Origin of the sequence: Methylobacterium sp. Leaf102 (assembly GCF_001422425.1) — a bacterium.
GTDB lineage: Bacteria > Pseudomonadota > Alphaproteobacteria > Rhizobiales > Beijerinckiaceae > Methylobacterium.
Genome location: NZ_LMMX01000026.1, coordinates 1 through 11,775, shown reverse-complemented (window position 1 = coordinate 11,775; position 11,775 = coordinate 1). Strand labels below are relative to the sequence as shown.

9 protein-coding genes and 2 pseudogenes are annotated in these 11,775 nt (G+C 70.8%); 3 read left to right on the top strand and 8 right to left on the bottom strand.

All coding sequences use genetic code 11. The annotated features are described in order from the left end of the window. The 4 genes and pseudogenes from ASF27_RS23205 to ASF27_RS21640 form a co-directional block, all read right to left on the bottom strand. Positions 1 to 348, bottom strand: a pseudogene (locus ASF27_RS23205) (polysaccharide biosynthesis/export family protein); the annotation flags it as partial. Between the two features lies 1 nt (position 349). Next, positions 350 to 579, bottom strand: a pseudogene (locus ASF27_RS23200) (sugar transporter); the annotation flags it as partial. 399 nt (positions 580 to 978) lie between these two features. Next, positions 979 to 2,427, bottom strand: coding sequence for an LTA synthase family protein (locus tag ASF27_RS14285; protein ID WP_244481016.1), 1,449 nt, complete (start codon positions 2,425 to 2,427; stop codon positions 979 to 981). A gap of 41 nt (positions 2,428 to 2,468) precedes the next feature. After that, positions 2,469 to 4,400, bottom strand: a complete 1,932-nt coding sequence (locus ASF27_RS21640) for a capsular biosynthesis protein (protein WP_082479151.1) — start codon at positions 4,398 to 4,400, stop codon at positions 2,469 to 2,471. Positions 4,401 to 4,738: 338 nt separating this feature from the next. Between ASF27_RS21640 and ASF27_RS14275 the strand changes: the two genes are divergently transcribed. Genes ASF27_RS14275 through ASF27_RS14265 form a run of 3 tightly spaced genes read left to right on the top strand, consistent with a single transcriptional unit; the run spans position 4,739 to position 7,704 of the window. After that, positions 4,739 to 6,046, top strand: coding sequence for a capsular biosynthesis protein (locus tag ASF27_RS14275; RefSeq protein ID WP_056361108.1), 1,308 nt, complete (start codon positions 4,739 to 4,741; stop codon positions 6,044 to 6,046). A gap of 39 nt (positions 6,047 to 6,085) precedes the next feature. Then, positions 6,086 to 6,853 (top strand): SDR family NAD(P)-dependent oxidoreductase, encoded by a 768-nt coding sequence (locus tag ASF27_RS14270; RefSeq protein ID WP_056305783.1) that lies wholly within the window; start codon positions 6,086 to 6,088, stop codon positions 6,851 to 6,853. Next, positions 6,850 to 7,704 (top strand): formyltransferase family protein, encoded by an 855-nt coding sequence (locus ASF27_RS14265; RefSeq protein ID WP_056361105.1) that lies wholly within the window; start codon positions 6,850 to 6,852, stop codon positions 7,702 to 7,704. The genes ASF27_RS14270 and ASF27_RS14265 overlap by 4 nt, the downstream gene beginning before the upstream one ends. 295 nt (positions 7,705 to 7,999) lie before the next feature. Here ASF27_RS14265 and ettA read toward each other — a convergent pair whose 3' ends face one another. The 4 genes from ettA to ASF27_RS23195 form a co-directional block, all read right to left on the bottom strand. Then, positions 8,000 to 9,652 (bottom strand): energy-dependent translational throttle protein EttA, encoded by a 1,653-nt coding sequence (gene ettA / locus ASF27_RS14260; protein WP_056172228.1) that lies wholly within the window; start codon positions 9,650 to 9,652, stop codon positions 8,000 to 8,002. Between the two features lie 237 nt (positions 9,653 to 9,889). Beyond that, positions 9,890 to 10,159, bottom strand: coding sequence for a hypothetical protein (locus tag ASF27_RS14255; RefSeq protein ID WP_056305778.1), 270 nt, complete (start codon positions 10,157 to 10,159; stop codon positions 9,890 to 9,892). A 14-nt stretch (positions 10,160 to 10,173) separates the two neighbouring features. Next, positions 10,174 to 11,025: a DNA/RNA non-specific endonuclease gene (locus ASF27_RS14250; protein ID WP_244481015.1), complete on the bottom strand. Its 852-nt coding sequence runs from the start codon at positions 11,023 to 11,025 to the stop codon at positions 10,174 to 10,176. 26 nt (positions 11,026 to 11,051) lie between these two features. After that, a complete protein-coding gene (locus ASF27_RS23195) occupies positions 11,052 to 11,333 on the bottom strand; it encodes a hypothetical protein (RefSeq protein ID WP_244476667.1) in 282 nt (93 codons plus the stop codon). Between the last annotated feature and the right edge of the window lie 442 nt (positions 11,334 to 11,775).

The following is an 11,775-nucleotide window of genomic DNA, read 5'->3' as shown; positions in this document are numbered from 1 at the left end:
TTGCGAGACCGCCTTCGTCACCGAGACGAGAACCTGGGGCTGGATCGCCTTGCCGGCGAGCTCGGTCTCGATGAGGGCCTGCACGTCCTGGGGCCGGCGYCCGGCGACGGGGATGCGCCCGGCATACGGCACCGAGATGGCGCCGTCGCGCGCGACCACCTGCTCGGGAATGGTGGCGGCCTTGGAGCCGGCGGAGAAGCGGTCGGAGGCGAGCGGCCCGGAGAACAGGCCGCCGGAGCCGGCCTCCCATACGGAGACGGCGACGAAATCGCCCACCCCGATGACGGGCTCGAGGGACGGGCGGTGATCGCCGAACGAGGCCAGCAGGCTGTCCAGCGGCCGCCCGCGNACGGAGACGGCGACGAAATCGCCCACCCCGATGACGGGCTCGAGGGACGGGCGGTGATCGCCGAACGAGGCCAGCAGGCTGTCCAGCGGCCGCCCGCGCAGGGCCTCGATGGTGGCGGCGGTCAGATCCACGAGTTCGTAGCGCGCGAACGTGCCCTCGCTCGTCGACACGTCGGCCCCGTCCACGATGGCGCCCGTCGTCGGGCCCGCACCGGGTAGGATCGAGGAACANGAGTTCGTAGCGCGCGAACGTGCCCTCGCTCGTCGACACGTCGGCCCCGTCCACGATGGCGCCCGTCGTCGGGCCCGCACCGGGTAGGATCGAGGAACAACCGGACACGAGGCATGCCGTCAGGGCCGCGAGAGCCGCTGTGCGAACCATTCAATTTCTCCAGGCCGGGTTTCGCGCGAAGCGCGGTCCGGCAGTGCCGCCCATTCCGCGACGGCGAGACCGGGAGCGCCTCGTCTCGACGTCGAACCCGGCGGCACGTTCGCGGGCAACCCGTCATCCCTATGGGGCAAACGCTGCCATAAGATTAACGGATCGTTGTTGCGCGAGGCTGGATTTCCAGCCGACCGGGACGTCTCCGCCCAGAATGCGTCACGAGGGTGGCACGGTCACGCTTGGGCTTACGGCACCGTTGGCGACGGTCGCCCTCGATCCGGGGAGACCTCCGCCCGCAGCAACCGCCCGAGGGCGTCGGCGGTGAGATCGACCCTGGCCGGGACGGGCTGCACGCCGCCGAAATGCAGCACCGCGTAGTCCGTCGCCGTACCGCCGAAGCCGGGGCGGCAGTTCGGCAGGGCCGGGGCGTGGTCGCCGAACACGCAGAGGGTCGCCGAGATCCCTTCGCGCGCAACGCGGTCGTCCAGCCCGGCGATGAGCCTGTCCACCGCCTCCCCCGTATGGGCCAGGTGGTGGAGATACTGGGCGTGCGGATCTTCGAGACCGGGCAGACGCCCGGGCTTCCACGGCCCATGGTTCTCCATGGTGACGCAGAACAGGAACAGCGGACCGGTCCGGGCCCGGATCTCCGCCAGAACCCGCTCGGCCAGGGCGATATCGCCGACATACGGTCCGACGCGGGGGGCGTCGGCGAAGTCCTCCTCCATGACGAGGCGGTCGAACCCGAGGCGGGTCACGACGGCGGCGCGGTTGAAGAAGTCGCGGTGGAAGGGGTGGACGAACAGGGTCGCGTAACCGGACCGCCGGGCGAGGCCGGCCAGGCTCGTCGGCTCGGCGCCGCCCCCCGTGAGGTAGGGATCGAACCGGCCGAAACCGAGATCCTCGGCGTCGCGACCGGTGAGCACCGCGTGCTCGGTCCGCATGGTGTAGGCACCGTGGGCCGGCACCCGCAGGCGGCCGTACCGGGTCGCGCGGGCGCGCAACGCCGCCATCACGGGCAGGGCGGGGCCGCCGAGGCGAACCGGATCGACGAAGGATTCGAGCTGGACCACCACGACGACGCGGTCCGGTGCCCCCGAGGGGACGATGGCCCGTGGCGCCTGTTCGACCGGCGCGCGCAGGCTCAGCCAACGTGCCGCATAGGCCAGGATCGTCGCCGGCAGGCCGTAGCGGGCGATGTCCGCTTCCAGGGCGGGCGCGGGGAAGCGCGCGGCGAGCCAGCGGCTAAGGACGCCCTGCCCGGCCATCCGCGCCAGGGTCCAGAGGGTCAGAGGCAAGGCGATCACCGCCAGTACGGCGACGCTCGGCTCGTGCGGCAGCGCGGCCGGTTCGACCCGGTACCAGAGGACGACTCCGAGGACACTCGTCAGGATCGGCCCGGCCATCCGCGGATCGGTGAGGGGCCGGGTGTAGTAGAGTTCGGGGTGGCGCGGCACCTGACGCAGGAGGGCGAAATCGCTGAACACCAGGGGCTCGCCGATGACGCCGCGCTTGAGCCGGCTCACCACCGTGAGGATCGCCACGGTGAGCACGCAGGAGAACCCCGCGAGCCAGGGGCGCCACGAGAACGCGAACCAGAACGCGGCCACGAGGGCGTAGGCCGAGAGTCGCACGGCGAGGTCGCCGGGACGCCGGCCGATGGGACGCACGCCGCGCCCGTCGAACGCCTCGATGGCGAGGCTGAGGGCGAGGGCGGTGACGAGGGCCGTGAGGATCAAGCCGGGTCCGCCTTGTCTGGAGAGTTCGCGATGGGGGGGGCGTCCTGCGCGCCCGGCCCGACCCCCCGCCGGGCGCGCAGGACCCGGACGATGGGGTTGAGGACGGCGTAGCGCGCCCGCATGGCCAGGAGGGTGCGGCGGCTGAGGGCGAGCGTGGAGGGCGCGGTGGCGTCGCGCTCGGCGCTCAGGCGGTCGAGGAGCTGCTCGGCCGAGCACGGCTTCATCGCCACGGGATCGAGGTAGAGCGGGTAGAGCAGGAGCGTTCCGGCCACGAGTTCGTCGAGGGCGAGGCGGCGTCCGCGGTCGGCGTCGGGTGCCAGATCCTCGGTCAGGCCCCAACCCGAATAGAACGGGCGCCCGTGGACCGCCACGGTGAGGCCACGGATCAGGGCCTCGAACCCGGCCAGCGACGTCATGGTCTCGACGTGGTGCGCCCGGTCGAGGAGGTCGACGATGGACAGCCCGCCGACGATGCGGTCGGCAAGCGCCAGGGTCTCGGCCTCCGGAATCCTGCCCGGCCGGAAGCCGGCCTCGACGTCGGGATGCGGCTTGTAGAGCAGGAAGGCGTCGGGGTTGCGGGCGCGGGCCGCCGCCAGCAGGGCGCGGTTCGAGCGCACCACCGGCGAGCCGTGCCGCACGGAGGCGTCGTCCTCGACCTGCCCCGGCACGAGGACGATGCGGCGGTCCGTCGGCCACGATCCGGATTCGTCCGACAGGCCGACATTGTACTTCGTCAGGCGCCGCGCGACGACGAGCCGGCGCAGGGCTTCGGCCCGCGCCACGAGATCGGGCGGGAAGGCGGCGGTCTTCAGGATGCGCGCGAGGCGGCTGTCCTGCCGCGGATCGTAGTAGATGCCGGAATCGTCGACCACGATTGAGGCGCCGGGCTGCAGGCTGGCGCCGAGCCCGACGGAGCGCAGGAACCCGTCCTCGACCCGCCACAGGGGCAACCCCGCCTCGGCGCAGAGGGCTTCCAGGCGCTCGGGCATCCGCGTCGCCCAGGCGAGGACCCGGGCGCCGGGGGGCGCACGGTGCACCGCGTCCTCGGCCGCCATGGCGTGGATGGGTGGGCCGAACGGGCCGGTTGTGAAAGCGTCGAGGCCGGGCCGCTTCCACCGCGAGATGCCGACGAGCACCGTCGGCCGGTCGTTGTCGCGGAACCGCGCCCGCAGCCACGCGACCTTGTCGAGGCACTCCGCGCGGGCGATGGGCGCGCGGGTCCAGGGATCGAACCAATGGATGCCGGCGCCGTAGGCGTCGTCGAGCTCGGTCGGCGGATCGGCTTCGACCACATCGGCGCCCGCGAGGCGCGCCGTGCCGGCGCTCGCCGCATCGCCGGTGAAGACCCGCGCGGCGGCGGTGCAGGCGGCCCAGGGGTCGACGGGGGCCCGCACGACCCGCAGGCGCGGCGCGGGTGCGAGATCGGCGCAGCCCTCGGGGCCGGCGGCGACGAAGTCCACCTGCGGGTGACGGGCCAGCACGCCGGCGACGAAGGCCCGGGTCCGGGCCGGGGTCGCCGCGCCGTCGAGGAGGATCAGCGCCGTGCCTTCGATCTCGGCCACCGCGCCGGCCCCTGCCGAAAACCGGTTTCGGCCGTGCAGGCGCAGATGCGCCAATCGGTCGGCCAGGGCCGGATCCGCCCGGACGCCGCCCATCGGCGCCCCGTCGAGGGTGAGGCGCAGGCTCGCCATCCCCGTGGCGGGCGTGTCGTATGGGCTGAGAATCGGTCCCGGCGCGACCGTGAGCACCGGCCGCCCGAGACGGCTCAAGGCGGCGACCGTGACGCCGTCCGCACCCCACACGACCGCGACGGCGCCGGGCTGGAGCGGGTGGGCGAACGCGCTGCCCGTCGCCGCCACGACCTGCGTGCGCAGGGCCCGGATGGTCCGGCCGGTGGAGAACAGGGAAGGCGGCGGGTTCGGGCGCATGAACGGTTCGACCAACACGGGAGGGCCGCCGCGTCCGGCCCGATGCTGCAGGCTCTAGAGCATCGGCCCGAACAGTGGGAACCGGTTTTCGGACCGGTCGACCCTGAAACACCGCGAACGCGCAAGCGGCCGTCCCGATGCGACCCGTTCGCGGGGACCGATGCGACCCGTTCGCGAGGAATGGCCGTCTGCCAAGAGCTGCGTGGCCGCCGGGTCACACGGATTAAAATTCGTTTTGTGCAACCATGCCTTAAGATTGCTGCCTTTCAACGGCTATGCGACGTCTTCCATCGTGACATTCGCCCGGGTATCCGGGCTTCAGGACCCCGCGCCTCGGAATGCTGCAACCCCGCGCCCCCGCGCATCGCGACGGACCCGCCACGTTCCTGTTCTTGCAGGGCGTCGCCTCCCCGTTCTTCTCCGATCTCGGGCGCAGCCTCGAGGAGCGCGGTCACCGGGTCCGGCGAATCAACTTCTCCTCCGGCGACTGGCTGTTCTGGCGTCTGCCGGCGGACAATTATCGCGGGTCGTTCGAGAACTGGGGCGGGTACGTCGCCGAGTACATCGCCCGGCACGGGGTCACGGACATCATCCTGTTCGGCGATTGCCGGCCCTACCACGTTGCCGCCCGTGCGGCGGCCGAGCCGTTGGGCGTGCGCCTCCACGTGTTCGAGGAAGGCTACCTTCGGCCGAACTGGATCACCTGCGAACTCGGCGGCGTGAACGGTCACTCGTCCCTTCCCAAGACCGCCGAGGCCATCCGGGCCGTGGCGCGGCGCCTGCCGCAGCCGGGGCGTGCCATGCCGTCGAGCGGGGACATGGCGCGGCGCAGCCTGTGGGACGTGGCCTACAACATCGCCAATTTCGGCTTCCCGTATTTCTTCCCGCATTTCCGCAGCCACCGACCCAACCACATCGCCGTGGAATATGCCGGCTGGATCAAGAAGTTCGCCCGCCGCGCCCATACGCGGCGCGAGGCGGCCCGGCTCAACGAGGCCTACACGGCGGTGGGGGTCGATTACTTCCTGCTGCCGCTTCAACTCGACAGCGACTACCAGATCCGCGTCCACTCCCCCTTCCTCGGGGTCGAGGCGTTCATGGACCGGGTGATCGCCTCCTTCGCCGCCGATTCGAAGGGCGCGACCCGGCTCCTGATCAAGCTCCACCCCCTCGACAGCGGTTTGATCAACTGGCGCAAGTACGCCCGTCACTCGGCCAAGCGTCACGGGGTCAACGACCGCCTCGACATCATCGACGGCGGCGATCTGCCGAGCCTCATCGCCGGCAGCCGCGGCGTGGTGCTCGTCAACAGCACCGTCGGCATGCTGTCCCTCGAACTCGGCTGTCCGACCCTCGCCACCGGCGAGGCGATCTACAACCTGCCGGGCCTCACCCATGCGGGCGGCCTCGCGACGTTCTGGACGGCGCCGGTGGCGCCGGACCCCGACCTGATGCGCGATTTCCGCCGCGTCGTCCTGCACCGCACCCAGGTCAACGGCGGCTTCTTCTCCGGCGAGGCGATCGCCCGGGCCGTGGCCGGGACGATCCCGCGCCTGGAGGCGACCCTCCCGGCCGCGGCACTCGCCGCCGCCCAGGCCGGCCGCGCCGAGACCGGGGATGCGCAGGATCTCGCACCGGTCTACTGAAGCGCCGGTCCGCTCCCCTTTCCAGAACCCACAGAGCCGATGCCCGTCATCCTCATCACCGGCGCGTCGAGCGGCATCGGCGCGGCGCTCGCCCGTCATTACGCGACGCCCGCCACCACCCTCGTGCTGCACGGCCGCGATGCCGCACGCCTGGACGCCGTGGCGGAGGCCTGCCGCGCCAGGGGCGCGATCGTGGAGACCGAGCGCCTGGACGTGCGCGATCGGGCCGGCATCGCCGCCTGGCTCGCGGCCACCCACGCCGCCCATCCCCTCGACCTCGTGATCGTCAACGCGGCGATCAACGGTGGCGACCCCGGCGGCGACGTCGAGACGTCCGCCATGGCGTTCGAGACCGTGGCGGTGAACCTCGACGGAGCTCTCAACGTCGCCCTCCCCTGCGTCGACCTCATGCGCGCCCGCGGCACCGGTCAGATCGCCCTGGTCTCGTCGCTCGCCGCCTTCGCGCCCCTGCCCGACGCGCCGGCCTACAGCGGCACCAAGGCCGCCCTCCTCGCCCACGGGCTGGCGTTGCGCGAAAAGCTCAAGCCCCACGGCGTGAAGGTGAACGTGGTGACGCCGGGCTACGTCCGGACCGCCATGGGCGGCGAGTATCAGGGCTGGCGACCCATGGAGATCGACGCGGCGGACGCGGCCGCCCGCATCGCCAGGGGGCTGGCCCGCGACCGGGACATCGTCGCTTTCCCGTGGATCATCGCGGCCCTCGCCCGCGGCTCGGCCCTGCTGCCCGAGTCCCTGCGGCGCCTCGGCATGAGCGGGTTCAAGTTCAAGATCCGGACCGGCCGATGAGCCGCCCCCGCCTCGCCCTCTTCGTCCTCGAGGCCCTGCCGAACGCGCGCGCCGTCCGCCGCTTCGTCACGGACCATGCGGCCGACATCGCCTTCGTCGGCCTGTCCAACGCCGAGCGTCCGAGTTCGGGGGGGCTCATCGGTCAGGTGCGGCGGCATCTCGCGCGCTCGGGGCCCGCGATCCTGCCGTATCTCGGGGTGAATTTCGGGCTGCCCGACCTGCTCTCCCCCCTGTCCGGGCTGACCCGGCGGCTGGCGGGAACGACGGACACTCCCACCGCGACGCCCCTGAAGGCCCTGTGCCACCGCCTCGGCATCCCGACCCTGACCGTGGACGACGTCAACGGGCCGGAGGTCGCGGCCCTGTTCGCGCGTCACACACCCGGGATCGTCGTCACCTTCCACTTCGACCAGATCCTCTCCGGCGCGACCCTGGCGCTGGCGCCGCTCGGCGGCTTCAACGTCCATCCCGGTCTGTTGCCGCGCCATCGCGGTCCCGTGCCGACCATCCACGCCCTTGCCGAACCGGAGCCGGCTTTCGGCGTCACGGTGCATCGCCTCGCCGTCACCATCGATGCCGGGGCGATTCTTTCACGGGAAGCGGTGACATTGCCGGCTGACACCACGGCGACGCGGGCGTCCGTGATCCTGCACGAGCACGGACGGGTGCTGCTGGACCGCGTCCTGGCGCAACTCGCCGACGGTACGCTGCGAGAGGGCGAGACGCCCGCCATCCTGCCCTATTGCCCGTTCCCAGACCGGGCCCTGCTGACGGATCTGCGCCGGCGCGGACGAAAACTCACGGACGTGCGGGATCTGGGCGAGGCCCTGGCGCTGAGCGCGCGGGCCTGAGGCGGACGTAAGCGTCGATTCTCTCCCCGCTCACGGGGCGATCGCACATGGTCACCGGTGTCATTCCGAGGCGCCGCAGGCGAACCCGGACCCGAAGGGCCGCGCCGAAGGCGTGCAATCGAGAGCCGCCGACAGCGCAAGGCTTTGTTAAACCGGTGTTTCTGGGTCCCGGGTTCCGCTGCGCGGCCCCGGGATGACAAAGCGTTGCGAACTTCAGAAGGCTCGAAACGCGATATGCGGTCCCCCCTCCCAGCAAGCCGGGAGAGGGGATGCGCGCCGAGCGCTGGTTCGCGGCCTACCGCGAGAACTTCTTGTACTTGAGCTTCTTCGGCATCAGCGAATCGGTGCCGAGGCGCCGCTTCTTGTCTTCCTCGTAATCCGAGAAGTTGCCTTCGAACCACTCGACGTGGCTGTCGCCCTCGAAGGCGAGGATGTGGGTGGCGATGCGGTTGAGGAACCAGCGATCGTGGCTGATAATCACCGCGCAGCCGGCGTAATCCTCGAGCGCCTCTTCCAGCGCCCGCAGGGTCTCCATGTCGAGGTCGTTGGTGGGCTCGTCGAGCAGCAGCACGTTGGCGCCGCCCTTCAGGGTGCGGGCGAGGTGCACGCGGTTGCGCTCACCGCCCGAAAGGGTGCCGACCTTCTTCTGCTGGTCTGACCCCTTGAACGCAAAGGCGGCGCAATAGGCGCGGGAATTGATCTCGCGCTTGTTGAAATAGATGATGTCGTTGCCGCCGGACACTTCCTGCCAGACCGTAGCGCCGGGATCGAGGGCGTCGCGCGACTGGTCGACGTAGCCGAGATGCACGGTCTCGCCCACCGAGATGGTGCCGCCATCGGGTGTCTCGGAGCCGGTGATCATCTTGAACAGGGTCGTCTTGCCGGCACCGTTGGGGCCGATGACGCCGACGATGCCGCCGGGCGGCAGCTTGAACGACAGGTCCTCGATGAGCAGGCGGTCGCCGAACGCCTTGTTGAGATGGTCGAACTCGATGACGTTGTTGCCGAGCCGCTCGTCGATGGGGATGACGATCTGCGCCGAGGCGTCGATCTTGTCGTTCTGCTTCGCCACGAGTTCGTCGTAGCGGGTGATGCGGGCTTTGGACTTCGACTGCCGGGCCTTCGGCGAGGCCGAGATCCACTCCTGCTCGCGGTTGATGGCGCGCTGGCGGGCCATGTCCTCTCGGCCTTCCTGGGCCAGACGCTTCTGCTTCTGGATGAGCCAGGCCGAGTAATTGCCCTCGTAGGGGTAGCCCCGGGTGCGGTCGAGCTCGAGGATCCAGCCGGTGACGTTGTCGAGGAAGTAGCGATCGTGGGTCACGATCAGGATCGCGCCGGGATACTGCTTGAGGTGGCCCTCCAGCCAGTTCACCGTCTCGGCGTCGAGGTGGTTGGTGGGCTCGTCCAGCAGCAGCAACTCGGGCTCCCACAGCAGGAGCTTGCACAGGGCGACGCGGCGGCGCTCGCCGCCGGACAGAGTGGCGACGGGCATCTCGTCGGTGGGGCAGCCGAGCGCCAGCATGGCCTGATCGACCTTGGAGTCGAGCTCCCAAAGGTTGCCCGCCTCGATCTTGTCCTGGAGTGCGGTCATCTCGTCCGCCGTCTCCTCGGAATAGTTCATGGCGAGTTCGTTGTAGCGGTCGAGGAGCGCCTGCTTCTCGGCGACCCCCTCCATGACGTTCTCGCGGACCGACTTGTTCGGGTCGAGCTGGGGCTCCTGCGGCAGGTAGCCGACGCGGGCGCCCTGCGCGACGAAGCCCTCACCGGTCCATTCCGTGTCGATGCCGGCCATAATCTTGAGGAGCGTCGACTTGCCCGAGCCGTTGATGCCGAGCACGCCGATCTTGGCGTCCGGATAGAACGACAGATTGACGTTATCGAGAATCTTCTTGCCGCCGGTGTAGGTCTTGGTCAGACCCTTCATGTGGTAGATGAATTCGCGCGCCATGCCGGTATCCTTGACCTGTGGGATCGGGGCCCTTCCGGGCACGGCCGATGCCGAATGATGGGGTGCGCGGCCCCGCGGCGGCCCTTTGGGGAGCCGGCCGGGCCTCGCACGATGCGCCGTCGGACGGTCCGGCCCTCGCCGTCGTCGAACCGCTCCGGGCCAATCGCTTCGCCTGATGAGTGTTGCGCCGGAGTATCAGGGCGGCGCGGGACCGGCAAGAAGATCGGACGCGCGGCGTCAGGCGAAGGGGTTCTTCACCACCTCCGGGGCTGTGGTGGCTTCGGCGATTGCCTCGGGCAGGCTCTGCCCTTCGAGGGCCTCGACGATGGCGGTGACCGTCGCCCGTAGGGCGCGCGCCCGTTCCAGACCGGCGCGATCCCGGGTCAGGTCGAGGGAGCCGTGCACGGCGATGCGGTCGCGACCGTTTTCCAGGCAGAGGCCGCCGATGGTCCGCACGGCGGCCGCGTCGGCGAAGGGCCGGAACACCGGCGGCGTCGTGTCTGACATGCGCGTCTTCTCTCTCAGAAAATCGCCCGCATCAGGTCGCGCCACAGGCGCCGGGCGAGGCGGTGCAGCTGGTTCCTGGCCCAGGCCTCGAACGTATCCGGTTCGCGAGTCCGCCCGCGCGGCGGCCCGCCGGCTTCGTCGCCCCGCGAATAGGTGCGCGGCTCGGGGAGGTCCATGGTGCGACGCTTCACCGAATCGGGCAGTCCCGGAAACACGTCGAGGCCGGAGACGCCGCGCAGCTCGGCGAGCGACACGGCGCGCCACTCGGCGTCGTCGCGATTGGGCACGAGGTAGGCGCCCGCCTCCCCCCGGACCGGATCGTACAGCGCCTTGAACAGCTGCGTCGGCACCAGGACCCGGCCGTTGATCGCCTGCACGCTGTCCCCGGCATAGACCGGGCCGGTGACGACGAAGAGCGTGCCCCGGGCGGTGGCGAGGCGGCGCACGCTCTCCTCGATGGCCGCCCACAGGCCGCGGTTCACGGCCCGGTCCTGCGGTACGATGTTGGCGAGGGTGAAGGATTGTGCCTGCGCGGCCCCCGTCGGCATATCGCCGGCCGGCGCCATGTGGCCCCGGTCGAACCCGCTGCGGACGTAGTCCTCGAGATGCGCCCGCTCCGCTTCCGGCAGGGCGTCCTCGTCGTGGAAGTCATCGACGCGGTCGACGGCGCGCGCCGCCGCGACGCTCGACCGGGTCAGGCGCTCGGCGGCATAGATCGGTGTCCGGGACACCCCCGAATGCAGGAGGGCGAACGCCGCGTAGCACAGGGGCGTCGCCTGCCGCGCGAGCTTCGGGTTGACGAGGTCGGGCCGCATTCCCTCCGCGAACTGCTCGGAGCAGGTCTGCGCCTGGGCGGGCCCGCCCAGGAGGACGAGGAGGGCGAGGGCGCGAATCAGAAGCACACCCGGACCTTGCGGGGACCGGACGGCGTCTCGCGCCAGCGATAGGCGCAGGGGCGCCCGAGGGAGCCCTCGAAGGGATGTACGTCGCGGTCGGACGGGCCGGGGCCGGCCTGGCGGCGACAGGGATGCCGGCCCGGACACGCAGACGTGAACGGGGTCCGGTCGACGGTGCCGCGGGGAGTCGTTTCCGCGGCCCGGGCGCCCCCGGCCGGCAGTCCGCAGACGAGGGCGAGGCCGGTGGCGAGGCAGCCCGATCGGAGACGGCGAATCATCGGGCGAGAACGCATGGTCTGCCTTCCTGCTGTCCCCTGCCTGCGGGCCCATGCCTGCGGGCCACCGGGAGCGACCGCACCGTTGATCGGCGGCGGCCAGAGGTTTAACTGCCGCCCTTACGCCGGACGCTCGCGCCTGTCATGGGGGGCGGGACGACCGGTCCTGAGCCCATGCGTGGCAAAGCCGTGCAATGACGTTATAAGTGCAGATTCAAGGGTCCCGGCTCAGTCCAGGGATCAACCGTTGGGATGGGGGAGCCGGCGCCGTGGGTGGCGAAGGGTCAGGCCCGTTCGGGCGGTCACCAGCGAACAACGGGTCAATGCCAGTGTCTTCAGCCAATCCCTCGATTCTAGACGGTCTCGACGAGACGTCCGCGCTGCGTCGGCTTCCCGAGAGCGATCTGCCTGCGGTGGCCGAGGCGGTGCGGGCCGAGATGATCGA

Coding starts and splice junctions, on each gene's coding strand:
- ASF27_RS21640 (WP_082479151.1), bottom strand. CDS start 4,400: ATGCGCCCGAACCCGCCGCCTTCCCTGTTCTCCACCGGCCGGACCATC.
- ASF27_RS14275 (WP_056361108.1), top strand. CDS start 4,739: ATGCTGCAACCCCGCGCCCCCGCGCATCGCGACGGACCCGCCACGTTC.
- ASF27_RS14270 (WP_056305783.1), top strand. CDS start 6,086: ATGCCCGTCATCCTCATCACCGGCGCGTCGAGCGGCATCGGCGCGGCG.
- ASF27_RS14265 (WP_056361105.1), top strand. CDS start 6,850: ATGAGCCGCCCCCGCCTCGCCCTCTTCGTCCTCGAGGCCCTGCCGAAC.
- ettA (WP_056172228.1), bottom strand. CDS start 9,652: ATGGCGCGCGAATTCATCTACCACATGAAGGGTCTGACCAAGACCTAC.
- ASF27_RS14255 (WP_056305778.1), bottom strand. CDS start 10,159: ATGTCAGACACGACGCCGCCGGTGTTCCGGCCCTTCGCCGACGCGGCC.
- ASF27_RS23195 (WP_244476667.1), bottom strand. CDS start 11,333: ATGATTCGCCGTCTCCGATCGGGCTGCCTCGCCACCGGCCTCGCCCTC.